Genomic DNA, 23315 nt, shown 5'->3' with positions numbered 1-23315 from the left:
GCAGATTGCGGTGGTGAAGATGACATGAACCGAAAGTTCGCAACGTATCGCAAACATCACATATCCGGATTCGCTGGGCTGTCCAACAGGACATTCTGGCTACAGAATTTCTTGACGACCATAGAGCATTGGAACCACCTGATCCCATCCCGAACTCAGTAGTGAAACGATGCATCGCCGATGGTAGTGTGGGGTTTCCCCATGTGAGAGTAGGTCATCGTCAAGATTCATTTCGCAAAACCCCTATCTGCGTATGCAGGTAGGGGTTTTGTCTTTGGGACTACCCAAAATTATTGCAGCTGAATAGATGGTTTGATCTGTAAGGTCATGCCTACCATCTGAATCGTAGAATCCTACCGACTTATCAGAAACGCCCGACTGTATCCGGTTAACGAAAGCCGGCTCTACTGGCTTCCTTCTAAACGATCAAAAGAGGGAAGGCATCATGGCCGCATTCAGCCCGGCACGCATTGCCGTCATCCAGTTCGCGCCTCAGGTGGGGCTTGAACATTGCGCTGGTAACCTCGCCAAGAGCGTGGCATTGGCACGCAGCGCCGCGCGTGCTGGAGCCAACCTCATCGTGCTGCCCGAACTCACCAACACGGGCTACACCTTTGTGTCGCGGGCAGAGGCCTTTGCTCATGCCGAAACACTTGAGCACGGCTCTAGCGTGCAGGCCTGGGCAGACCTTGCCGAGCAATACCAAGTCTACTTGGCTGCCGGATTCGTCGAACAGGATGGATTGAAACTGTATGACAGTGCGGTGCTGTTCGGCCCGAGCGGTTTGCTCGGGCATTACCGCAAGGCTCACTTAGGGGCCCAGGAAAACTTGTGGTGTGCCCCAGGTAACCTGGGCTTTCCAGTGTTTGACACATCGATAGGCCGCATAGGTCTGTTGATTGGCGGTGATATCTGGTTCCCGGAAGTGCCACGACTGCTGGCAGCCCAAGGGGCCGATCTGATCTGCAGCCTCAATAACTGGGTCTGGACACCACCACCGCTATTCGATCAGGCAGACCGGTGCATGGCCAACTACCTGACCATGACGGCCGCCCACATCAACAATATCTTCATTGCCGCTGCCAATCGTATCGGTGACGAGCGAGGTAGGCGGTTTTTGGGATGTTCACTGATTGCCGGAACCAACGGCTGGCCTATTGGCGAAGTGGCCAGTGCACAAGAGCAGACCATCGTCTATGCCGATATAGACCTGAGCAGTGCTCGCTCGGCCCCCTGCAATACCTTGAATGACGCCCCCCGTGATCGGCGTACAGATCTTTATGATGTGACGCTCGGTTATCGCCTGCATGCGGCCATGCCGCTAAGGAAGTGAGCACGCTATTCAGGCATACCCACATGATGCGTATGAAGCGCGCAGGCGCTCTGCAGGAGGTGTTTATGTTAGGGTGCACGCATACCCGACTGCCAGGACCCTACTGCATGTTTTTACCGCTTACAGAAAAAGAGCTCAATCGCCTTGAAGACATGTTGATCGTCTACGGCAATGACTACTCGGTCATCAATCTGGCAGAGCTCAACGGCTTCTTCACCGCCCTGGCTAGCTCACCCAATACCGTCCAGCCTATGGAATGGCTGCCAGCGGTAGCCGGCGGTCACGTTCCCAAGTTCAAGAAGCCTGCTGACGAAGAGGCCTATACGGCATTAATGTTGCGCTACGCCAGTCAGGTTGCCGAAGACCTGGAAGACGATGTTGATGGCTTCGAACCGCTTTTTGAGCAAGGCGAGGGCGATCAGGGTACCGAAGTCGTCATGGAGGAGTGGTGCTTTGGCTACATGCGCGGCACTCAAGTCGCTGGGTGGGCTGCCCTGCCTACAGAACAGGATGCGCTGCTCAAGACTATCTCGCTACATGGGTTGGAAGATAACGTCGAGCTATTGGATCAGATGTCCGAACAGGATATCCAGCAGTGCGTGCCCCAAGTCATCGATGCCGTTCGCCAGCTCTATCGCTTCTATTCAAGGCAGCGGTAAGGCCATCGAAGACCGCGAATTTGATGAACTGAGCAAGTTGGGGTTCAAACAGCCATACGGTGCCACAGTCCCCACGTTGTATAGGCTCAGCACAGGCTCTACCTCCAATCACCTTCTGTCGCGGGCGCCACGCAGGCCCATTGTTTCGATCAGCGAAATTGAGGCTTGCTCCAGGCGCTGATTCTGCTTCTACGTCGATACATGCAGTATGGCTCCACCAGCGCTATGCCGGCGCTGACTAGGAGCCATGCCAATGTCCAACCCAATAAAGCTCTACAACTTCCCCAAGTCCGGTCACGCGCACCGCATCGAGCTCATGCTTTCCCTGCTTGCGTTGCCCACCGAACTGGTTTTCGTGGACCTGGCAGCAGGTGCGCACAAGCAACCCGAGTTCCTGGCCCTGAACCCTTTCGGTCAGGTGCCGGTGATCGATGACAACGGTACGGTGATCGCTGATTCCAACGCCATCCTGGTGTACCTGGCCAAGAAATACGACAACGGTGCATGGCTGCCCGAAGATCCAGTGGCAGCGGCTGCTGTGCAACGCTGGTTATCGGTAGCGGCCGGCCCGCTGGCCTTCGGTCCGGCCGCCGCGCGCCTGGTAACCGTATTCGGCGCGGCATTCAATACCGACGAGGTCATTGCTCGCGCCCATGCGCTGCTCAAGGTGATCGATACCGAGTTGGCCGAAAGACCGTTCCTGGCAGGCCATACCCCAACCATCGCCGACATCGCCAACTACTCGTACATCGCCCACGCACCTGAAGGCAATGTGTCGCTGGAGCCCTACGCCAATGTGCGCGACTGGCTGATGCGAATCGAAGCGTTGCCCGGCTTCGTGGCCATGCCACGTACTCAGATCGGGCTGCAGAACAACGCCTGACACTTTGCCGCCCCGAGGACGTCGCCATGCAGCACACACTCGACCATCGCCCATCGCCTTGGCACCCAGGCGAGAAAACCCTGCAGGAAAAGGTGGGTGTTGCAGCGCGCATGGAGGCGGTGGGGCATAAGGTCATTCGCGACTACATGCCCGATCAGCACCGCACCTTCTACCACCAGCTGCCGTTCATTGTTGCCGCCAGCGTGGACTCGCAGGGCCGTCCATGGGCGACCCTACTGGAGGGGCCGGAAGGTTTCATCCGCTCGCCCCATCCACGTGAGCTGATAATCGATACCCAACCGCCAGCCGACGATCCGGCGACGCCAGGGCTGGCCGACGGGCAGGCAGTCGGTCTGCTGGGTATCGAACTGCACACCCGTCGGCGCAATCGCCTCAACGGCCACATCCAACAGGCCACCCAGGGGCAGTTGCAGGTGACCGTGGCTCAGTCATTCGGCAACTGCCCGCAATACATCCAACGGCGCGACTACACCCGGGTTGCGCAACTGCTCCAAGGGCGCGTCGATTCCACAGCGCTGGATGCCGATGCCGTCAGCCTGATCCAGGCAGCCGATACCTTCTTCGTTGCCAGTTATGTCGAGCACGCCGACGGCCAGCGAGCGGTGGACGTCTCCCACCGTGGCGGACGACCCGGCTTCGTCAGGGTTGAAGGCAGCCTCCTGACCATCCCCGATTACGCCGGGAACCTGCACTTCAATACCCTGGGCAACCTGCTGGCAAACCCCCGGGCTGGGCTATTGTTCATCGACTTCAGCAACGGCAACGTGCTGCAACTGTATGGGCGTGCCGAGCTGGTGCTGGACAGCCCCGACACTTCCCTGTTCGAGGGTGCCGAGCGTCTATGGACGCTGGATGTCGAGCAGGTGGTATGGCGTCCGGGCGCAGTTGGCCTGCGTTGGGCATTCAAGGACTACGCGCCAACCACGTTGGCGACCGGCACCTGGCCCCGCCTGCTGCAACCTTCGCAACAGGCGCAATGGCAACCTTGGCGTGTGCTGCGGGTAGAGCAGGAAAGCGGCGATATCCGCTCGTTCTACCTTGAGCCACCTGGCGCTACCGCAGTGACGTTCGCGCCAGGGCAACATGTGCCCGTGCAAATCCCGCTGGACCCGCATAAGCCTCTGATCCGCACCTACAGCCTGTCCAGCGCACCCTCCGACGGCCATGTGCGTATCAGCGTCAAAGCCCAGGGGCCCGCTTCGCGATATTTGCATGAGCGCGTCGTGGCAGGCGATGTACTGCAGGTGCGCCCGCCCGTAGGCAGTTTCACGCTCGATTTGAACAGCACCCGGCCGCTGGTACTGATTGGCGCTGGCGTGGGTATCACGCCTTTGCTGGCCATGTTGCGCGAGCAGTTGAAGCAGGGGCAGGCGCGGGTCATTCATCTTTTCCAAGGTGCCCGTAGCTTGGCTGATCTGGCATTCCACAAGGAACTGGCCCACTTGCAACATTACGCCGCAGGGCTGCTGCACGTGTACCGCGCCCTGAGCCAACCCGAAGACCACGCCCAGCCAGGCCGTGATTATCAGTTTGCCGGCCGGCTGGGTATCGAGCACGTCAAAGCCACACTGACACTCGATGACTACGACTTCTACCTGTGTGGCCCAGGCAACTTCACCCAGGACTTCTACCAGGGGCTGCGTGGCCTGCATGTGCCGGACGCGCGGATTCATGCCGAAGCGTTCGGCCCGTCAAGCCTTCGCCGCCACCTCGACGCCGGCCAGCCGACGCTGCAGCAGCCGCCTGCTGCCAGCGAGCCAGTGGCGGTGCATTTTGCAGCATCAGCTAAGCAGGCACAGTGGTCACCCTCCAGCGGCACACTGCTGGAGCTGGCCGAAGCACATGGCCTGTCGCCGGAATTCAGTTGCCGGGGTGGAACCTGCGGCACCTGCAAAACGCGGTTGCTCAGTGGCCAGGTGCATTACCCTAACCTCCCGGCCGAAATGCCGGAGAGCGGGACCGCGCTGATCTGTTGCGCGGTGCCAGCGAACATGGATGAGCCGGGGCAGGCGCTGATGCTTGATATCTGATCGGCCAGAACAGGCAGCACCAGCGCCTCGAATCAACCATAATGCCCGCATTCCCGCCCCCAGGAGCCCGCATGGACCAGATCCACCTGATGAAGGTGTTCGTCGCCGTTGGCGAACTGGAAAGCTTCGCCGCCGCTGCCCGGCGCCTGGATATCTCCCCGGCGGCCGTCACCCGTGCTGTTGTCGCCCTGGAAGAACAACTCGGGGTGAAGTTGGCGCTGCGTACCACGCGCAGTGTGCGCCTGACCGAAGCCGGCGGCCGCTACCTGGAGGACACCCGGCACATTCTCGCCAGCATCCATGAGGCCAACGAAGCCGCTGCCGGCATCAACGCCACACCCAAGGGCGACCTGGCCGTTACTGCGCCCATCCTGTTTGGCAAGAAGTTCGTCATGCCGTGCATCGTCCGCTACCTGCAGCAGTATCCCGAGGTTGACGTCTCCGCCTACTTCCTCGACCGCATCGTGAACATGGTCGAAGAGGGCATGGATGTGGCCGTTCGTATCGGGCCCTTGCCCGACTCCGGGCTCAAAGCACTGCGGGTGGGCAGGGTCCGACGCATGCTATGTGCCTCTCCCGAATATCTGGCGCGTCATGGCGTGCCAAAGCACCCGTCCGACTTGGCGGAGCATGCAGTGATTGGTACCACCAACCTGTCGCCGCGAGCCGGCTGGCGTTTCGGAGTAATCGGTGAACCGACCTTGGTGCGCATGAAACCCCGCTTGACTGTGACCAGCAATGACGGCGCCATCGCTGCGGCCAGCTGCGGGTTGGGCATTGCTCGCCTGCTGTCGTATCAGGTCGCGGATGAACTGGCCAGCGGGCAGCTGCAGGTGGTTCTGGCCGATTACGAAGAGGCGCCTTGGCCAATCCATATATTGCACCGGGAGAGCAAGTACGGTTCAGCCAAGGTCCGGGCCTTCATTGACATGCTGGCGCAGGCGCTGAAGGCTCGACAGCTGGACTGATTTAACTGAGCAGGGTGAATGTAAAGCAACCTGGGTGGTTCGTGCTGCAGGTCCTTGTGCAGGTTGAGCTTGCCCACCACGACTGCTTGCCGGTACGCGGGCATACGTGCGGCAAGCCAGGGTCATGCGGCAGTGAATCGATTGTAGAGGTCGGCCCGCCTTCCAGATCGAGGTAGTCGGTAATGGGCTAGGCGGCTGGGGTGTGTGGGCCGGCGCGCTTGATGCTGTCTACATCGGTATCTTCGCCCAAGTCTCCCCAAGGGGCGGCGCGTTGTCCAAGTGACAGATGTTCACGTGAATCTCCTCAGCCCTTGCCCCTCTCGGGTGATCGCCTTGAGTCAGCAGCCCTTCAGGTGAACTGAATGAAGAAGAACCCGGCGTCATCGCCTTCCTTGCCACGGCGCGCCTGCATGTCCACGAACAGGTAGCCGTTACCTTCGCCAAACAGCCCACCATGTGGCGGACTGGCTTGGGCCACGTCGGCGTCTACCAGTTGCATCATGAACATGTAGCGCGGTGGTTCGTAGATCGGATCCTGCAGCCAGCAAGGGCGACCGCTGGGCTTGCTCAGGCCGATCCCGCTGTCTTCATCCTCATGCTCCTCGTCATGCTCCTCGTCGGTCATTTCTTCGAAATCGATGAACGCTCGCTCCAGCAGCAAGGGCGGGGTGCTGGGCTCCAGTGGATGGCTGGCGAGTTCATGCAGAATGACCCGGGCAAAGCCACCGCTGAGCACGCTCTGCAGTTCAGACTGCTGATTGACCGTATAGCGACGTTGAAGTGGGCGGTTGAAGCTACCATCCTGCTGTTGCGCGACTGCAAGAAAAACGGTGATAGCCATGCCTGGTGGGACGAACCGGGCCGGTTGGAATTGTTCGGTAAGGGTCATGATGGGAGTCATCAGCCCACCGGTTTGCGGGTTGGCCGGCCACAGGGAGAGATCCTTGAGCAAAGGCGCACCACCGATCTGGCCGTAGCCGTGATCTTGTTGGGACAACACGATTTTCTTCATGGCTAGTAACACCCTTTGCTTTTGGCGAACGATTTGGCGTAGCGTCGTGCCGTTCTGAGTTGCTGGATTGTGACATCCCCCTGGCTGACTAACGATTGGTAGATCGCCTTGGACATCAAGCGGATTTCAAGCTTGCCGCTTTTGAGCATCTGGTTAGGCTTGAGGCCCATTGCCTTGCGTAACCGGTTCTCTGCAGCATGCACCTGATCATGGTGCTTCGGCGTCAGGGCAATCGAAGGGTTGCCGCGCAACCTGCGGTTTTTCGGTGCAATACCGGCGTCCTGCAAGAACTTGTTACGCAGAATCTCATGAGCTTCAAGGCCATCGCCTCGGTGCGCCTTGGCACCATACCCCGCGGTCTCGCCTTCCTTCAATAGACCCCATGGGTCGATCCAAGTAAACGGGTTGGGCGCATACTCGTAAAGGTTCAAACCACCGGCCAGACCAATCGGGTCAGGCTGGGTAAAGCGGCCTATCTCCGGGTCGTAGAAGCGGAACAAGTTGTAGTGCAGGCCGGTTTCGCGGTCCAGGTACTGGCCTTGGAAGCGCAGGTTCTGTTTTTCCGGCAGACGGGTAGCCCGCTGTTCATCCCAGCTTGCGCCCCAGGTCAGGTAGCGCGCCGACCACACCTCCTCGCCAGCGTCGTCGGTCAACTGCTCCGGCAGGCCGTTGATGTCATTGTGGTAATGCAGTACCTGCTGGTGAGCACCCAGGCCATCCACCCGGGCCAGCGGTTCATGACCATCGTCCTCGTACAAGTACAACGCCTGCCGGCCATTGTGCTGCTCGCCGAGCAGGCGCAGGCCACTCCAGCTGAAGCGCGTGCGGCCGACCACCTGGCCGTCGAGCGTCGATTCGATCTTCTCGGTACGCCGGCCCATCGGGTCGTAGCGCATGTCGATGATGCGCTCCCGCCCGGGTTGCAAGTTGCGCACCTGGACCAGCCGGTGCTCGGCGTCGTAGCGAAAATGCTGCGTACCGCGGCGACGGCTGCGCTTTTCCACCAGGCGACCGAAGCCATCGTAGCGATAGCGCTTGTCCTCGAAAGTGAGCACGCGGTTGTGCCGGACCAGCCCGGCACCTGCTGCCCGCGGGTCGAGCAGGTTGCCGGCCGCGTCGTAGCGGAATGCTTCGCGCTGGCCGACAGGGCTGTCTTGGCGCCCCAGCACATAGCCGCAGCCATCATGCTGATAAGCCTGCAAATAGCCGGTGCCCGGATGCTGCACTTCGCGTACGGCCAGTTGGTCGGCCGCGTCGAATTGGTACCGCTGCTGGTCTGGCGCCGGCAGCTGGCGGGGTTGGGTTGCCGGGCGGCGCAGCAGGGTGCGCACGCGCCCGCCACGGTCGTACTGGCGTTGAATCGCCAGGTTGCCCTGCAGGCGCAGCGTCTCCCGGTGTACGCGGTCTCGCTCGAAATCGCACACCACCTTGCCATCGAGGTTGATCTGGTGCAGGTGCCCGCTACCGTAGTACAGGCGGTTGATCCAACGGCCGTCGGGGACTCGCGTGCGGGTGACATTGCCGAGCGGGTCGTACTGATACTGCACGCGGCCCTGCGCGCTGTGTTCTTCGAGCAACTGGCCAAGTACATCGAAGGCGAAGCCAAGTTCCTCGACCTGGCCATCCACGGCGGTACGGCGGACCGCAACCACGTTGTCCAGGGGGTCATTGCAGTAGTCGGTGCGCCCCTCATCGGTATGGCGGGTCAGCAGGCGACCGCCGGCGTCATACGCCATGCGATGAATGATGGGCGCCTCCTCGCTGCCCGGCGCAGGCATGAAGGTCACCTGGACAAGGTTGTCCAGTAGGTCGTACTGGTAGCGCCGCAAGCCGCCGTCCAGGTCGCGTTCGGCGATCAGCCGGTCGCCTGCATCCCATTCGAAACCGTATGCTTCACCATTTTCGTTGTACAGCGCGAGCAGGCGCCCATGGTTATCGTACTGGTAGCGCACCTGTCGGCCGAGCGCATCGGTGCGTAGTTCCAGCTGCCCGCGGCGGTTACGCCGGTATTGGGTAACGTGACCTGCTGTGTCGATGTGCTGTGCCAACAAGCCGCTGGCATCCAGGACAAACGCTTCGCTGCGGCCATCGGGCAAGGTCACGCTGCGCAAGCGACCCTTGCTGTCATGCTGGTAGCCGGTGCGCTCGCCCTGGGCGTCGGTGATCGATTGCAGGTGGCCCAATGTATCGTAGGCGAAGCGGGTCAGATAGCCGGAGCAGTCCCGCTGTTCGACCAGCAGTCCTTGCTCGTTCCAGCGCAGGTGGCGGCTGGAACCATTGGCATCGATGATTTCGACAGGGTTTCCCTGGCTGTCGTGGCGATACCGTGTGTGCTGGCCCAGCGGGTCGGTTTCGCGCGTGCAGTTGCCACGTTGGTCGTAGGCGAATGTCCAGCGGTGGCCGGCCTGGTCGGTCTGGCTGCGAGGCAGCGACCAATGCTCGAGCCACTCGCTCGACTCGCTACGCCCCAGCGGGTCGACCGTTTCGGCAAGATTGCCCGACTCATCGTAGAAAAATTGCCAGCGTCCATCCAGGGGATCGCTTGCCTCGAGCAACTGGCGCTCGTCGTTCCATTCGAAGCGCCAGGTCCGCTTGAGTGCATCGGTGTAGGCGGTGATCTGATACTGCGGGTTCCAGTGGCGCACGGCGACGCGGCCAAGACTGTCGGTCACCCGCGTGATGCCAGCGGCCACATCGTATTCGAAGGCGTAGCTGTCGCCGCCGTTGGTCCAGTGTCGTACTACCCGCCAACCGTCCTCATGCTGCGCCCATTCGTAATTGCAACACAGACCGCCCCCAGTACGGTGTTCGATCATGCGTCGGGCGGCGTCGTAAGCAAAGCTGCGCAGCGGCTGGCTTGCGCCATCCAGCACCTGAGCCAGGTCACCGTTGGCGTCATAGCCATAGCTGGCCAAGCGTTGCGATTCGCCGCTCGCCGCGTGGAAGTCGACGTGGCTCACACGCTGTGGCCATTGCTGGCTGTAGCCGAGCCGGACACGCACCTGGTCGAAGGTATCGCGCAACTGGCAAAGACGGCCTTGGTCGTCGTAATCCAGGTAGATCCGGTTGTCGTTGCGATCACCGATCTGGCTCAGGCGCAGTCGGTCAGGCCGCCCCGGGGTCGGCTGGAACAACCGGTACTCGCCTTCGCGGCTTTCGGTCAGCAGCTCGCCGTTGTGCGCCCGGCGTACGCTCAGCCCTTCACCGACGCTGAACACCGCATCACCCAAGGTGATGATGCCCATATCCACCCGGCGGGCCTGCTCGTCGACCAGCACCAGGTGATCGTCTTCGCCAACCTCTACCGAAACTTCGTAAGGCAGGCTCCAGCCCGCGCCGAACAAGCCATCGATCCGCTCGTCGTGGCTGTTGTAGAAGCGTTGCCAGGCGATCGGCAGGGTGGCCTGCACGGTGAAGTCGAGGTCTTCATCGCCACACAGGACCTTGCCGCCGGTCGCCGCATGTACCGGGTTGGGCGAACCGGCCATGGCCTGGGTGAGGGCACCGGTCACCTGCCCGGTCACGACGCTGCTCACCCCGCCCACCAGCATGCAGCCGAACTTGCTGTAGAACTTGCCGCCACGCCCGCGCAGCAGCATCAGCGCGGTCACCGCCAGGCCGATGCCCGGCGTCTTGCCGCTGCGTATCTCGCGCACTACGATCGGCTCTCCACCGATGCGCACGTTGCTCGATATCAGGCCACCTTCGACGATCACCGCTTCGCAGGTGCTGCGGTCACCGCTGCGGCAGGCCGGGTGGCCATTGATCAGTACCTTGCTTGACCCTTCGGCCAGATATTGCGGTGGCATGGGCGGGTGCTTGCTGCACAGTACTTTGTCGTCCGGGGCTGGCAGAGTATTGGCGGCTGGCGTGGCCACGGTCGGCCGCCACATCTGCGAGAAGAAGCCCTTGGCCATGTCCAGAAAGCTTTCTTCCTTCGCCTCGCCAGCCTCGGCGCCGGCCGGCTCCAGCGGTGCCGGCGGGCCGGTGACGATGCCGGCAGCACGTGCCGCGCGCATGCCGTTGGTGCGAGTGTTCGGCGAGCCACTGATGATGGTGGCCTGCACCGACGGCGGGAACAGGAAATTTCCGATACCCTCGCATAATCGGCTCAGGCCGGTATCGGCGCCGGTCTTGGCCATGACCACACCGACCACCAGGCCGACCACCGCACCCAGCACGAAGCAGCCCAGGCCACCGGTGGCCACGGTCAGGCCGAACGCCGCCGCCACGGCGGCAGTGGCCAGGGCACCGATGGCCACGGTGGCAGCGATTTCCAGTACACCGCCGACGATGTCTGCCAGCATCGAGGTGTGCATCAGCGCGTCGCCTTCGCGGGCGGCCCACAGGGCGTCGGACATGGTGCGCGATCAGCCCAGGTTGTCGAAATCGAGCGACTGCTTGATGGTTGCCCAGTGCGCCGCGTCTGCTGCGCCCAGCGGGCTGGCCTTGACGTAACTCAGGGCAAACATCTTGCGCGTGCCGGGCAGCACCAGGGCCAGCTGGTACTGGTGGACCTTTTCCTGGCCCTTGCTAAATTGGCTGCTCAGCTCGATGGCGGCGATCGCCTGGGCGGCACCCACCTGCACGGCCTGGGCCGGTTGCATGCGCAAGTCCTTGACCTGTTGTTGCAGGCGCTGCAGCTGGCCATCGAAATTGCTCTGCAAGGTCTCGCCTTCGGCCAGCTGGCTTCGGCTGATGATCAGCGAGGTGGCCAGCGCCTCGAAGCGCAGGATGTTGATGCTGCTGTCCTGCACGGCGGCATCGGGCAGGGCCAGGCGGAATTCGTTGACGCGATAACTCATGACAGGTCTCGTTACTGGTCGGAGCCGGAGAAGATCGCCTTCACCGAGTCGTCGATGGTCTTTTTCACACCCTGGTTGTCGGGTGCGGTCTGCGCACCGCTGCCGACGTTCAGGTCGAGGGTGCCGTCGGTATTGATCTCGCCGTTCTGCTTGGCATGGAAGCTGAACTGCTCGCAGCTGATGTTGATCTGGCCGCTGGCGTTGAGCTCGATCACGCTCTTGCCACAGACCAGCCGCAGGTTTTCCCCGACCTCGATCAGGTAGCTGGTGCTGACGCTGTCGGTCTTGCTGGCACCGACAAGCAACATGTCGTCGCGGCGCACGGCGCGGATGCGGTCCTGGCCGATGGTGATGGTTTCCAGCATGCCCACCGTCTGGGTGCGGTTGATGCCGACCGCCAGCGTCTCGCACTGCTCGACCACGGTGTCCAGGTTGCGCTCGGCATGGATGTACAACTGCTCGGCGCCTTTCTTGTCCTCCATGCGGATTTCATTGAAGTTGGCCGGGCTGCCGCCCTTGCTCGAACGGCTCTTCATGCCGCTTTGCGTGGCATTGGCGGGCAGGTCGTAGGGCACGCTCTGTTCGGCGTTGTACACGCGGCCAGTGATGATCGGCCGGTCGGGGTCGCCTTCGAGGAAGCTGACGATCACCTCCTGGCCAATCCGCGGGATCTGCATCGAGCCCCAGTTCTTGCCAGCCCAGGCCTGCGATACGCGGATCCAGCACGAGCTGTTCTCGTTGGACTGGTCGTGGCGGTCCCAGTGGAAGTGCACCTTCACCCGGCCATACTGGTCGGTCCAGATCTCCTCGCCAGCGGGGCCGACCACCACGGCGGTCTGCGGGCCCTTGACGATCGGCCGCACGGTGCTGCCCTGCGGGCGGAAACTCTGCTGGGCGTCGATGCAGCTGAGGTTGCTCTCGAACTGCGCGGCGCCGCTGCCGGTGCCGCTTTCCAGGCGCTCCTGGTGCACGTAGTAGCGTGCGCCGACGATCAGGTATTCGCGGTTCTGGTCCTGGCGGGTGAAACCGCTGAGGCTGAACAGGTGGCCGCTGCCCAGGCCGCGGGCATTGCCGCGCAGCTCGACCCGCTCGTGCAGGCTTTGCAGCGATTCCAGGCGCGTACGCGCGTAATGCTCGCCGTCCTGGCTTTGCTGGTAGGCGCCGGGGTAGTCGTATAGCGGGTAATCCCCGGCCTGGTGCGGGCGGGGCATGGCCGAGCGCACATCGATGCGTGCGCTGGGGCGCTGGAAGTCATAGTCGTTGAGTTCCAGCGAACCAGGCTGGACTTCCTGGGCCAGGTGCCAGTCGTTGATGTGGTCGCGCTCGCGATGCTGCCCGTCCGGCGGGTAGTAGGGCACGCTTTCGTAGCCCGGCACCTGCGGATGCGCGCCGTAGGCATCGGCCAGCACTAGCACGTGGCGCTGCGCTTCATGGCGGAAGAAGTAGTAGATGCCTTCCTCTTCCATCAGCCGGCTGACGAAATCGAAGCTGGTCTCGCGGTACTGCACGCAGTACTCGCGCTCGCAGTAGCTGCGGCTCAAGGCATCCTCGAAATCGGAAAAGCCCAGGTCGCGGAACACCTGCTTGATGATTTGCGGTGCGCTCAGGTGCTGGAAAATGCGGCAGTCGCTGGTGCGGGTCAGCAGCCACAACCACGGCCGCAGGGTGACCCGGTAGCTGGCGAACTGGCCCTGATCGACCGCCTGGCTGCAGCGGGCGACGATGCCATGGAAGTAGCGAGAGGTGCCCAAGCCCTGTTGCACGCTCAGGCTCATCGGCTTGCCCAGCAGGGCGTTGAGGTCGATGGCCGGGTCGTCGCTGGTCAGCCGCAGCTCATAGTCGAACAGGCGGCCGAGCTCGTCGCTGCCGCCCATTTCTGCCAGGATCAGCTTGTCCGGCCCCAACGGGCTGTTGATCTGCGCCAGGCGCGTGAACTGCGTGAACAGCATGGTCGGTCCTGTCAGTCGGCTGCGCCGAAGTCATAGTGCAAGTCGTTGTCGCGACGGCTGATGCGTACGCTGGCCAGCGGCTTGCCTTCGAGCATGCGGGTGAGAAACTCGCGGCTCATGTCCGGCAGCAGGCCGTTGGTGAGGATGGCGTCGATCATGCGGCCACCGCTTTCGGTTTCGCTGCAGCGCGAAACGACCAGCTCGACCACACCGTCGTCGTAGGCGAAGCCTACCTTGTGCGTGCCTTCCACGCGCTTACGAACGCGCTCCAGCTGCAGACGGGTGATGGCCTTGAGCATGGCGTCGCTGAGCGGGTAGTAGGGGATGGTCACCAGTCGGCCGAGCAGCGCCGGCGGGAAGATCTCTAGCAGAGGCTGGCGCAGCTGGCTGGCTACCGTGTCCGGGTCGGGCAGAGCCTGCGGGTCGTTGCAGGTACGCGCGATCAGCTCGGTTCCAGCGTTGGTGGTAAGCAGGATCAGGGTATTGCGGAAGTCGATCTGGCGGCCTTCGCCGTCTTCCATCACGCCCTTGTCGAACACCTGGAAAAAGATCTCGTGCACGTCCGGGTGGGCCTTTTCTACCTCGTCCAACAGCACCACGCTGTACGGCCGGCGGCGCACCGCCTCGGTCAGCACGCCGCCCTCGCCATAGCCGACATAGCCGGGCGGGGCGCCCTTTAGGGTGGACACGGTGTGCGCTTCCTGGAACTCGCTCATGTTGATGGTGATCAGGTTCTGCTCACCGCCGTACAGCGCCTCGGCCAGGGCCAGTGCGGTCTCGGTCTTGCCCACGCCGGAGGTGCCGGCGAGCATGAACACGCCGATCGGCTTGTGCGGGTTGTCGAGGCCGGCGCGGGAGGTCTGGATGCGCTTGGCGATCATTTGCAGCGCGTGGTCCTGGCCGATGATGCGCTTGGCCAGCAGGCTGTCGAGGTTGAGCACGGTCTCGATCTCGTTGCGCGCCATGCGCCCCACCGGAATCCCGGTCCAGTCGGCCACCACCGAGGCGACGGCCTGGTAGTCCACGGTCGGCAGAATCAACGGGCTCTCGCCTTGCAGCGCGCTCAGGCGCTGTTGCAGGTCGGCCAGTGCTTCGCGCAGTTCGGAGTTTGCTGGCAACGCCGCGTCCTGGTCGACCACACCGGCCTGGTCGCGCAGCTGCGCGCGGGTGGCCAGCAACTGATCGACCAGGGCCTTTTCCTCGGCCCAGCGGCTTTCCAGGGTGGCTAGGCGTTGGCGCTCCTCGGCCAGCAAGCCGTCGGCCTGGGCCTGGCGCTGCCCGGTGGCCACGCCGATGGCGGCTTCGCGGGCGATGATCGCCTGTTCGACCTCCAGCGCCTCGATGCGCCGGCGGCTGTCATCGACCTCGGCCGGCACCGCGTGCAGGCTGATGGCCACGCGCGCGCAGGCGGTATCGAGCAGGCTCACCGACTTGTCCGGCAGTTGGCGCGCGGGGATGTAGCGGTGGGACAGCTTGACCGCGGCCTCGAGTGCCTCGTCGAGGATCTGCACCTGATGGTGCTGTTCCATGGTCGATGCCACTCCACGCATCATCAGCAGGGCCTTGGCTTCGCTCGGCTCAGCCACCTGCACCACCTGGAAGCGGCGGGTCAGGGCCGGGTCTTTCTCGATGTGTTTCTTGTATTCGGCCCAGGTGGTCGCCGCCACTGTGCGCAGGCTGCCACGGGCCAGGGCCGGCTTGAGCAGGTTGGCCGCATCGCCGGTGCCGGCTGCGCCCCCTGCACCGACCAGGGTGTGTGCTTCATCGATGAACAGGATGATCGGCTTGGGCGACGCCTGCACATCCTCGATCACCTGGCGCAGGCGCTGTTCGAATTCGCCTTTCATGCTGGCGCCGGCCTGCAGCAGGCCGACATCCAGGCTGCGCAGTTCTACGTCCTTGAGCGCCGGCGGCACATCGCCGGCGACGATGCGCAAGGCGAAGCCTTCCACCACGGCGGTTTTGCCGACACCGGCCTCGCCGGTAAGGATCGGGTTGTTCTGCCGGCGGCGCATGAGGATATCGACCAGCTGACGGATCTCTTCGTCGCGCCCGACGATAGGGTCAAGCTTGCCGCTGCGCGCCTGTTCGGTAAGGTCGACGGTAAAGCGCTTGAGCGCCTCCTGCTTGCCCATCGCCGCCGGCGCCACGGCGCCGCTGGCTTCGCCGGGCAGCGCAGCGCTGAAGCCGTCGGTGGCAGCCAGGTGGTTTTCCGGCGAGTCGCCCACGTACTCGCTGAAGCGTTCGCTCAGCGCCTCGACCTTCACTTTGCCGAATTCGCTGGACAGCCCCTGCAGGGCATGGCGCAGGCTCGGGGTCTTGAGGATGCCGACCAGCAGGTAGCCGGTGCGCACCTGGCTTTCGCCGAACATCAGGCTGCCGTATACCCAGCCGCGTTCGACGGCTTCTTCCACCTGCGAAGAGAGGTCGGTGATCGACGTCGAACCGCGCGGCAGGCGGTCCAGGGCATCGGTCAGGTCACGGGCCAGGCGCGCCGGCTCGATATCGCACTGGCGTACGATGCGGTGCAGGTCGCTGTCCTGCAGTTGCAGCAATTGGTGCAGCCAGTGCACCAGCTCGACATAGGGGTTGCCCCGCAGTTTGCAAAATACCGTGGCGGCCTCGATGGCCTTGTAGGCGACGCTGTTGAGTTTGCCGAACAGCGCGGCGCGGCTGATTTCACCCATGGTCCTGGTTCCTTGTGTGGTGGGCGGCGGCCGGCTGGTCGGCGTAGTACCGGGCCAGCTTCAGGTCGCGTGCATCGTGCAGAGGGCGGCCGAGCCAGGTGTCGAAACCCAGGCGTTGGCCGGCATTGAGTTGCAGCGCAGGCACCTGGTCCTGCGCAAGGATCAGGTTCAGGTCCCAGTCCAGCTCCTGGCCCAGGTACTCGGCGACCCAGGACGCCAGTTCGACGAAAGCCTGCCCGCCGGGCAGCAGGGCGTGGTACTGGTCGAGGCTGAGTGGGCCCAGGCACAGGCGGAACTTGTGCTGGCGGTCCCAGACGTAGCGGCCCAGACACAGGTCCACGCCCAGGCGGTTGGCGCGCACGCCGAGCTGGCTGCGTTCGGGCAGTTCTAGCCATTGGCCGACGTATTCTTCCAGCGTCACCGGCACGCCAAAATAGCCGCCAAGTATGCTGCGCAGGCCATCCGGGTAGCGGGTTTGCGCGCTCAGGTGGCCCGACCAGTGCAGTTTGCCGGTGTCGGCCAGCGCGCCCTGACCTTGCAGTTCGGGCTGGCCACGGCCACTCAGCGCCGCCAGGCGCGCGGCCCAGTAGTCGTCACCCGGGCGGTCGTGGCTGACCGTCGGGTGCGCTTCGGCCCAGGCTCGGTAGAACAGGCTCAGCAGGCGGTGATGGAAGACGTCCAGGAACGCCTTGCTGGTCGCGTCGCCGTGGTTGCGCTGGCGCTCGCGCATGTATTCGGTGAGGTGCAGTGGCAGCGGGCCATTGGGGCCACCCAGGCCGAAGAAGAACTGCTCCAGGCGCGCCGGCTGGTCGCCGTCGGCACTGACCGCAGCCAGGGTCGCCGGGGCGAACCCGCAGTCCAAGCGCTGGCCCAGGCGCACCGGCTCGTCGGCCAGGCGCAGGGAATGGCCGAAGCGTGGCAGCTCGGGGTGCTGCGCCTCGAGGCGGCGCAGCGCCTGGAAGAAATCGTACGCCCAGGGCTGCGCCTGCATGGCCTGCAAGGTATTCATAACGTCGGCCTGCGCCCGGGTTTAGCGGCCCAGCGCATGATCTCGCCACGTTCGCTGGTGCGCAGTACAGTTTCGGTGAAGCTGTTGATCGACACATAGCGGGTCAGGAAGCGTTCGAACACCGCACCCAGCAGGAACACGCCGGTGCCGCGGAAGGCGTTCTCATCGAAGGTCAGGGTAATTTCCAGGCCACGCCCGAACACGATTGGCCCCGGCATCGGCAGGCGCCGCGTGCAGGGCTTGCTGCTGACCTCGCGCAGGCCGTCGATCTGCAGGTTCAGGGCGCTGTCCTGCGGGTCGCCGTACAGGCGCAGCAGTTCGCGCAGGGCAGCGGCGCCCTGGCCGTGTTCGGCCAGCGACAGGTAGTTCAGCGACAGCTGGCTGATCAGGCGCCAGGCGCGGTTGTCGTGGGCATGGCTGGCTTTGGGCCTGCCCGGGCCGGCCAGGCAGCGGATGCCGGCCACCGGCGCGCTGTCGGCCAGGCTGAAGTCGCTGCGGCCATCGCCCACGTTCATGAACAGCGGCAGGTCACGGTTGCTGCACAGGGCGCTGATACCCAGCTGGCGCAGGTCGTGGCGGTACGGCGCCTGCTGGCCGTCAACCAGGCTGATGAACGTCTCGCTCCCCATGTAGCTGGAGCGGGTACCGTTGCGGCGCTGGTCACTGGACAACACCCGTGGCTCGCGGCGCACGATGTAGTAGGCCTGGTCGCGGCCATAGCGCGACGGGTCGCGCACGGCGTAGAACGGCAGGAATTCCTGGTCCGGGCCGGTGCCGTAGCCGGTGACCCGCTGCAGCGAGTGAATCTCGAAATCGGTGGGCCGGGTGCGGTCGGCGATCACGTGGTGCTCATGCACCCGATCGGTCAGGTGCAGGCGGTCGACCCGGCGCGGGAACAGGTTGATCGCCGGGGTGCAGAACGGCACGAACTGGCTGGCGCCGACGCTGCTTTCCAGGCTCTGGTCGAAACGCTCGAACAACACCAGCACTTCCAGCGTCTGGCCGCTGCAGCGCTGCACCGCCCGTTCCAGCCCGGCGATATTGACGAACAGAAAGCGCTGCGGCAGGGCGAAATATTCCTGCAATAGGCGGTAGCCCTGGAACGCCTGCGGCACCACCGGCAATGCTGCCTCGCGGTCATCGAAGCCACACGGGCGCAGCGCCTGCTCGACGGGAATACGCTCCACCCAGTCCGCGCCGGGTTGGCGGACGAACACCGCGCAAGCGCTGCCCAGCAGTTGCTCGTAGAGGCGGAACGGGGTTTCGTCGGCGCCGTTGAGGTACAGCGGTAGATGGCTGAGCGGCAGGCTGGCGAACGGCACCTCGGCGCCAGTGCGCAAGGTCAGGCGCAGGCCGGCGCGGGCCTGCGGCACGCTGCCGGCTAGGCGCCCGAGCACCGCACCGGGGTTGCCGAAGTACTCGGCGGCGGCCACCTGCAACGGCCACAAGGTAACGTCCTGGGTGCTGCGGAACTCGCACGGGGTCTGCGAGTTGCGCCCCAGGTTGGCGCGCAGCACACTGTCACGCGGCAGGCGGAAACCGCTGGCCAGCGAACCCTCGTCGGGGTCGGTCTGCAGTTGCACCACGGTCATCGATGGGGTCGGCGCCAGGTAGTGTGGGTAGGCGATTTCCAGCAGGTTGTGGGTGAAGGTCGGGTACTCGGCGTCGAGCTTGAGCTGCACCCGGGCGGTGAGGTAGGCGAAGCCTTCGAGCAGGCGCTCGACATACGGGTCGGCGCACTCGATGCCGGACAACGTCAGGCGCCCGGCAATTTTCGGGTATTCCCTGGCGAACTCCGCGGCACTCTCGCGAATGTGCTGCAACTCCTGGTTGTACAGCTCGAGCATGCGCGGGTTCATGCACGCCTCCGGCGTTCGGCGGGGGCCACACGCACATGCCCGGACTCAAGGTCGATGTCGGTCTGCAGCAGCAACGGCAGCGCCGCTGGCTGGGCCCACAGGTCGCCTTCAATCTCGAAGCTCAAGGCGTTGGCGTTCATCTCGCCGGGCGCGGCCTGGGCCCGCACCTTGAGGGTGTGGGGGAGAATGCGTGGCTCGTAGGTGGCGATGGCCTGGTGGATGATGCGTTCCAGGGCGGTCAGGTCAATGTTCGAGGCGCTGTTGCCGGCCAGCGCCGGTAGCCCATAGTTGACCACCGAGGCCCCGGCCGGGGTGTCCAGGGTGGTGACGCTGTCGAGCAGCGAAGTGGTGTTGAGCAACCAGGCGAGGTCGCGCAGCACAGAGGCCTTGAGCTGGTGCAGGCTGAGCACGCGCTTGTCCGGGGCTTCCTGCGGGTTGCCCGGGTTGTCGTCGGTCAGGCGGTCCAGCAGCGACGGCTGCAGGCGGTCGCGGGCGGCGATCTCGGCTACCACTCGAACAGCCCCACGAAGTTCTTCTGGTCCACAGGGCCACGCGAGCAACTGCCGCCACGGGCCAGGATGGAGGGCTCCAGGCGCGTGCCGAGCTGACGCACGGCCTGGAACTGGCTGTCGCAACGGCCAGGTTGCGCCGGGTCTGGCTGCACATGGCTGACAATGATGATCTGCGCCCCCTTGAATTGTTCGACGCGTGGCTTGCCGCTGTCGCGCCCTGGGCTGAGCTGGCAGGGCCAGGGCATGTCCAGTTGCAGCAGCGAGGCATCGGCTTTGCGCAGCGCGCAGCGGCCTTGGTGGTTAACCAGCGCAAGGGTGTGGCCGCCCAAGTTCACCTCAGGCGCCGCGCCCGACGGTGCAGCGGGCGCCTGGGCACACGCGTTCAAGGCGAATGCGAGCAGCAGCGCCGGCAGCAGGGTTGTGCATGCAGGTCTCATTTGAGCTCCCAGAACCAGACAGCCTTGGATCGGTGCGCCTGGTCGGCGAAATAGCCCGTGACCCGGCCTCGGTCCCACAGATCGATGTGGTCGCCGGTACGGTTGTCGAATGCCTGCCCGGCACGGGCGAAGCAATCCTTGAAGAAGATGATGCCGCGCTTCTCGCTGAGCTTGAGGCGGTCGTCGGCGCTGCCGCTCAGTTGCAGGGGGGCGCCGAGATGGTACTTCCACAACCAGTTGGCCAGCGACTCGGCGCCCCGGGCATGGCCATGAGCACAGCGCGGTTCGCTGTAGCTGCCGGCATTCACCTTGATGGTGTGTTCGCCATTGAGCGCAATGCTCATGCGAATGGCGCACTGGTTGTCCCAGCCGCCGTCGCAAGGCGACGAGTCAGTCGGGTAGGCATTCCACAGGTTGATGAAAGAAGGCTTGGCCATGGGTTCACCGTAAGCGGGTGAGGTGAGGGAAAGGCGTCCACGCCAGCCAAGGCAGCGCGGACGCGGTCGGTCAGATCTTGACGTTGGAGCGGATGTTCCAGCCGTACTTGATCGGGCCGCCTTCCTTGCTGCCGTCGGCTTTCTGCGGCTGATAATCGACGGTGACCTTGGCGAAGTTCAGGGTCACGTTCTCGGTCAGGCGGTCGTCGCTGCCCGAGCCACCGGTGCTGAGCGAGCTGATGATGACTTCTTCAAGGTTGATGATCAGGTACTCGACCTGACTCTCGCCCCCGGCCTTGCGCACGGTCAGCTTGACCTTGTCGATGTGCTTGCCGCTGGAGCAGTGGGCCATCAGGTTGGGGCTGGACTTGTCGATGTACTTGGTGATCGACAGGTCCTGGATGTTGACCTTGCCCGAGCCGCCGCCGCTGCCCGTGTGCATGTTGCCGGACTGGGACATGCCCCAGCTCCAGTTGAGCACGTCGATTTCGTCCTTGTGGGCCTTGTCGTGGGACTCGCCCTTGATGTCGCCGATCTTGATGAAAATATCTACAGCCATGATGTCCTCGGTATTACGCGTCAGGTTGGCGGTTGGGTGCAGTTGGGGCTGTCAGACAGCCCGGGGGCGGTCAGGCCCCTTTGGCCGAAGGCAGCTTCGATACCAGGCGCAGCGACACGGTCAGCCCTTCGAGCTGGTAGTGGGGGCGCAAGTAGAAGCGCGAGTTGTAGTAACCCGGGTTGCCTTCGACGTCCTCGACCACGACCTCGGCCGCTGCCAGCGGGTGCTGGGCCTTGGTGGTCTCGGTGGAGTGCGCCGGGTCGCCGTCGACGTAGTTGAGGATCCAGTCCTGCAGCCAGCGCTGCATCTCGTCCTTTTCCTTGAACGAGCCGATCTTGTCGCGAACGATGCACTTGAGGTAGTGCGCGAAGCGGCAGGTGGCGAACAGATACGGCAGGCGCGCGGCCAGGTTGGCGTTGGCGGTGGCGTCCGGGTCGTCGTACTCGGCTGGCTTCTGCAGCGACTGGGCGCCGATGAAGGCCGCGAAGTCGGTGTTCTTCTTGTGCAGCAGCGGCATGAAACCGTTCTTCGCCAGCTCTGCTTCGCGGCGGTCGGAAATGGCGATTTCGGTCGGGCACTTCATGTCCACACCACCGTCGTCGGTGGGGAAGGTGTGCGCCGGCAGGCCCTGCACTTCGCCACCCGATTCCACGCCACGGATGCGCGAGCACCAGCCGTAGTGCTTGAACGAGCGGTTGATGTTCACAGCCATGGCATAGGCGGCGTTGGCCCATGTGTACTTGCTGCTGTCGGCGCCATCAGTGTCTTCTTCGAAGGCGAAGGCCTCGACCGGGTCTGTCTTGGCGCCGTATGGCAGGCGCGCCAGGAAGCGCGGCATGGTCAGGCCGATGTAGCGCGAATCTTCCGACTCACGCAGCGAGCGCCAGCCAGCATACTCCGGGGTGGTGAAGATCTTGGTCAGGTCGCGCGGGTTGCTCAGTTCCTGCCACGAGCCCATGCCCATCACGGTCGGCGAGGCGGCGGCGATGAACGGCGCGTGCATTGAGGCGCAGACTTTCGACATCTCTCCCAGCAGCTCGACGTCGGGTGGCGACTGGTCGAAGTAGTAGTCGCCGACCAGGCAGCCGTAAGGTTCGCCGCCGAACTGGCCGTACTCTTCTTCGTACAGCTTCTTGAAGATCGGACTCTGGTCCCAGGCGGTGCCCTTGAACTTCTTCAAGGTCTTGTGCAGGTCGGTCTTCGACACGTTGAGCACACGAATCTTCAGCTGCTCGTCGCTTTCGGTGTTGTTGACCAGGTAGTGCAGGCCGCGCCAGGCGCTTTCCAGCTGCTGGAAATCATCGTGGTGGATGATCTGGTTGACCTGGGCGGTGAGCTTGGCGTCGATGGCGGCAATGATCTGCTCGATCGAACCGATGGCGTCGTTGGACACCAGGCTGGTCTGCGCCAGGGCCTGCTCGGCCAAGGTACGCACGGCGCTTTCCACCGCTTCCTTGGCGCGCTCGGTCTTGGGTTTGAACTCCTGCAGCAGCAGGCTGGCGAATTCGCTCGGGTCCTGGGTGGCGCCGGCCGACTGGGCCTGGGCTTCGCGCAATGGATCGTTCATGGGCTGTCTCCTCAGGCCTTGGGCTCGTTGTCGACGGGTTTCGGCGCGCTGGCCAGTGCCTGTAGCAGGGCCGGGTCCTTGATGGCCTTGAGGATGATGTCCTCGGCACCGGTCTTGCCGTCCATGTAGGTCAGCAGGTTGGCCAGCTGGGTGCGCGCCTCGAGCAGCTGGTTGAGGGCATCGACCTTGCGTGCCACGGCGGCCGGGCTGAAGTCGTCCATGCTCTCGAAGGTAATGTCCAGGCTCAGGTTGCCTTCGCCGGTCAGCTCGTTGGGCACGTTGAAGGCCACGCGTGGCTTCATGGCCTTCAGGCGCGAATCGAAGTTGTCGACATCGATCTCCAGGAACTTGCGTTCGGCTACCGCAGGCAGCGGTTCGGCCGGCTTGCCGGCGAGGTCCGACAGCACGCCCATGACGAATGGCAGCTGGACTTTCTTCTCGGCGCCGTAGAGCTCGACGTCATATTCGATCTGCACCCTCGGCGCACGGTTGCGTGCGATGAATTTCTGGGAGCTGTCTTTCGCCACGTTGTTCCTCCTGGTCGCCGGTGCGGCGGCGCTGTTCGTTGCGGGCGTCGGTGTTGATGCG

Annotated in this window: 17 protein-coding genes, 1 rRNA gene and 2 pseudogenes; 6 read left to right on the top strand and 14 right to left on the bottom strand. The window is 63.7% G+C overall.

All coding sequences use genetic code 11. From position 1 onward, the window contains the following. Positions 1–110: 110 nt before the first annotated feature. From rrf to ACF8E5_RS02000, 6 genes are all read left to right on the top strand, one after another. Positions 111–226, top strand: a 5S ribosomal RNA gene (gene rrf, locus ACF8E5_RS02025). Positions 227–445: 219 nt separating this feature from the next. Then, entirely contained in the window at positions 446–1333 is an 888-nt protein-coding gene (locus ACF8E5_RS02020; protein ID WP_325942806.1) for a nitrilase family protein, read from the top strand. Positions 1334–1440: 107 nt separating this feature from the next. Beyond that, positions 1441–1992 carry a UPF0149 family protein gene (locus ACF8E5_RS02015; RefSeq protein ID WP_145254953.1) on the top strand — a complete coding sequence of 184 codons (552 nt, stop codon included), beginning with the start codon at positions 1441–1443 and terminating at the stop codon, positions 1990–1992. Between the two features lie 253 nt (positions 1993–2245). Further along, the gene (locus ACF8E5_RS02010; RefSeq protein ID WP_078478117.1) at positions 2246–2875 is read left to right on the top strand and encodes a glutathione S-transferase family protein; all 630 of its coding nucleotides are present in this window, start codon (positions 2246–2248) and stop codon (positions 2873–2875) included. Between the two features lie 26 nt (positions 2876–2901). Next, positions 2902–4926 (top strand): pyridoxamine 5'-phosphate oxidase family protein, encoded by a 2025-nt coding sequence (locus tag ACF8E5_RS02005; RefSeq protein ID WP_392474840.1) that lies wholly within the window; start codon positions 2902–2904, stop codon positions 4924–4926. Between the two features lie 71 nt (positions 4927–4997). Beyond that, the gene (locus ACF8E5_RS02000; RefSeq protein ID WP_078478119.1) at positions 4998–5894 is read left to right on the top strand and encodes a LysR family transcriptional regulator; all 897 of its coding nucleotides are present in this window, start codon (positions 4998–5000) and stop codon (positions 5892–5894) included. A 349-nt stretch (positions 5895–6243) separates the two neighbouring features. Here the strand turns inward: ACF8E5_RS02000 and ACF8E5_RS01995 are convergent, their stop codons facing one another. The 14 genes and pseudogenes from ACF8E5_RS01995 to tssB form a co-directional block, all read right to left on the bottom strand. Further along, complete coding sequence (locus tag ACF8E5_RS01995; RefSeq protein ID WP_058638532.1) at positions 6244–6906, bottom strand: hypothetical protein; 663 nt, start codon at positions 6904–6906, stop codon at positions 6244–6246. Between the two features lie 2 nt (positions 6907–6908). Further along, positions 6909–7934: pseudogene (locus tag ACF8E5_RS01990) on the bottom strand (RHS repeat domain-containing protein); the annotation flags it as partial. Positions 7935–8405: 471 nt separating this feature from the next. After that, a pseudogene (locus tag ACF8E5_RS01985) lies at positions 8406–10799 on the bottom strand (DUF6531 domain-containing protein); the annotation flags it as partial. 477 nt (positions 10800–11276) lie between these two features. Further along, positions 11277–11711, bottom strand: a complete 435-nt coding sequence (locus tag ACF8E5_RS01980; RefSeq protein WP_078478122.1) for a DcrB-related protein — start codon at positions 11709–11711, stop codon at positions 11277–11279. 11 nt (positions 11712–11722) lie between these two features. Then, positions 11723–13660 (bottom strand): type VI secretion system tip protein VgrG, encoded by a 1938-nt coding sequence (locus tag ACF8E5_RS01975; protein ID WP_196186206.1) that lies wholly within the window; start codon positions 13658–13660, stop codon positions 11723–11725. 11 nt (positions 13661–13671) lie between these two features. Continuing rightward, a complete protein-coding gene (tssH, locus tag ACF8E5_RS01970; RefSeq protein ID WP_182139749.1) occupies positions 13672–16347 on the bottom strand; it encodes a type VI secretion system ATPase TssH in 2676 nt (891 codons plus the stop codon). Then, positions 16340–17356 (bottom strand): type VI secretion system baseplate subunit TssG, encoded by a 1017-nt coding sequence (tssG, locus tag ACF8E5_RS01965; protein WP_392474839.1) that lies wholly within the window; start codon positions 17354–17356, stop codon positions 16340–16342. Before tssG ends, tssH begins: the two co-directional genes overlap by 8 nt. Next, a complete protein-coding gene (gene tssF, locus ACF8E5_RS01960) occupies positions 17353–19215 on the bottom strand; it encodes a type VI secretion system baseplate subunit TssF (RefSeq protein WP_196186208.1) in 1863 nt (620 codons plus the stop codon). The genes tssG and tssF overlap by 4 nt, the downstream gene beginning before the upstream one ends. Further along, positions 19212–19727, bottom strand: coding sequence for a type VI secretion system baseplate subunit TssE (tssE, locus tag ACF8E5_RS01955; RefSeq protein ID WP_078478124.1), 516 nt, complete (start codon positions 19725–19727; stop codon positions 19212–19214). Before tssE ends, tssF begins: the two co-directional genes overlap by 4 nt. Then, the gene (locus ACF8E5_RS01950; RefSeq protein ID WP_182139752.1) at positions 19721–20164 is read right to left on the bottom strand and encodes a hypothetical protein; all 444 of its coding nucleotides are present in this window, start codon (positions 20162–20164) and stop codon (positions 19721–19723) included. The genes tssE and ACF8E5_RS01950 overlap by 7 nt, the downstream gene beginning before the upstream one ends. After that, on the bottom strand, positions 20161–20601 hold the full coding sequence (locus ACF8E5_RS01945) for a type VI secretion system amidase effector protein Tae4 (protein ID WP_058638526.1): 441 nt from the start codon (positions 20599–20601) through the stop codon (positions 20161–20163). The genes ACF8E5_RS01950 and ACF8E5_RS01945 overlap by 4 nt, the downstream gene beginning before the upstream one ends. Positions 20602–20671: 70 nt before the next feature. Further along, complete coding sequence (locus tag ACF8E5_RS01940) at positions 20672–21160, bottom strand: type VI secretion system tube protein Hcp (RefSeq protein ID WP_058638525.1); 489 nt, start codon at positions 21158–21160, stop codon at positions 20672–20674. Positions 21161–21230: 70 nt separating this feature from the next. Beyond that, positions 21231–22727 (bottom strand): type VI secretion system contractile sheath large subunit, encoded by a 1497-nt coding sequence (tssC, locus tag ACF8E5_RS01935; RefSeq protein WP_182139753.1) that lies wholly within the window; start codon positions 22725–22727, stop codon positions 21231–21233. A gap of 11 nt (positions 22728–22738) precedes the next feature. Continuing rightward, entirely contained in the window at positions 22739–23254 is a 516-nt protein-coding gene (gene tssB, locus ACF8E5_RS01930) for a type VI secretion system contractile sheath small subunit (protein WP_025340314.1), read from the bottom strand. Between the last annotated feature and the right edge of the window lie 61 nt (positions 23255–23315).

Source organism: Pseudomonas sp. WSY_20 (assembly GCF_043104335.1).
GTDB lineage: Bacteria > Pseudomonadota > Gammaproteobacteria > Pseudomonadales > Pseudomonadaceae > Aquipseudomonas > Aquipseudomonas parafulva_B.
Note: the sequence above shows the minus strand (reverse complement) of the source record. Positions and strands in the feature narration are given on the sequence as shown.

Excerpts from the sequence above, each read along its gene's own strand:
- tssH (WP_182139749.1), bottom strand. The coding sequence starts at position 16,347 with ATGGGTGAAATCAGCCGCGCCGCGCTGTTCGGCAAACTCAACAGCGTC.
- ACF8E5_RS02015 (WP_145254953.1), top strand. The coding sequence starts at position 1,441 with ATGTTTTTACCGCTTACAGAAAAAGAGCTCAATCGCCTTGAAGACATG.
- tssC (WP_182139753.1), bottom strand. The coding sequence starts at position 22,727 with ATGAACGATCCATTGCGCGAAGCCCAGGCCCAGTCGGCCGGCGCCACC.
- ACF8E5_RS02010 (WP_078478117.1), top strand. The coding sequence starts at position 2,246 with ATGTCCAACCCAATAAAGCTCTACAACTTCCCCAAGTCCGGTCACGCG.
- ACF8E5_RS01940 (WP_058638525.1), bottom strand. The coding sequence starts at position 21,160 with ATGGCTGTAGATATTTTCATCAAGATCGGCGACATCAAGGGCGAGTCC.
- ACF8E5_RS01945 (WP_058638526.1), bottom strand. The coding sequence starts at position 20,601 with ATGGCCAAGCCTTCTTTCATCAACCTGTGGAATGCCTACCCGACTGAC.
- tssG (WP_392474839.1), bottom strand. The coding sequence starts at position 17,356 with ATGAATACCTTGCAGGCCATGCAGGCGCAGCCCTGGGCGTACGATTTC.
- ACF8E5_RS02005 (WP_392474840.1), top strand. The coding sequence starts at position 2,902 with ATGCAGCACACACTCGACCATCGCCCATCGCCTTGGCACCCAGGCGAG.
- ACF8E5_RS02000 (WP_078478119.1), top strand. The coding sequence starts at position 4,998 with ATGGACCAGATCCACCTGATGAAGGTGTTCGTCGCCGTTGGCGAACTG.
- tssF (WP_196186208.1), bottom strand. The coding sequence starts at position 19,215 with ATGAACCCGCGCATGCTCGAGCTGTACAACCAGGAGTTGCAGCACATT.
- ACF8E5_RS01995 (WP_058638532.1), bottom strand. The coding sequence starts at position 6,906 with ATGAAGAAAATCGTGTTGTCCCAACAAGATCACGGCTACGGCCAGATC.
- ACF8E5_RS02020 (WP_325942806.1), top strand. The coding sequence starts at position 446 with ATGGCCGCATTCAGCCCGGCACGCATTGCCGTCATCCAGTTCGCGCCT.
- ACF8E5_RS01980 (WP_078478122.1), bottom strand. The coding sequence starts at position 11,711 with ATGAGTTATCGCGTCAACGAATTCCGCCTGGCCCTGCCCGATGCCGCC.
- ACF8E5_RS01950 (WP_182139752.1), bottom strand. The coding sequence starts at position 20,164 with ATGAGACCTGCATGCACAACCCTGCTGCCGGCGCTGCTGCTCGCATTC.
- ACF8E5_RS01975 (WP_196186206.1), bottom strand. The coding sequence starts at position 13,660 with ATGCTGTTCACGCAGTTCACGCGCCTGGCGCAGATCAACAGCCCGTTG.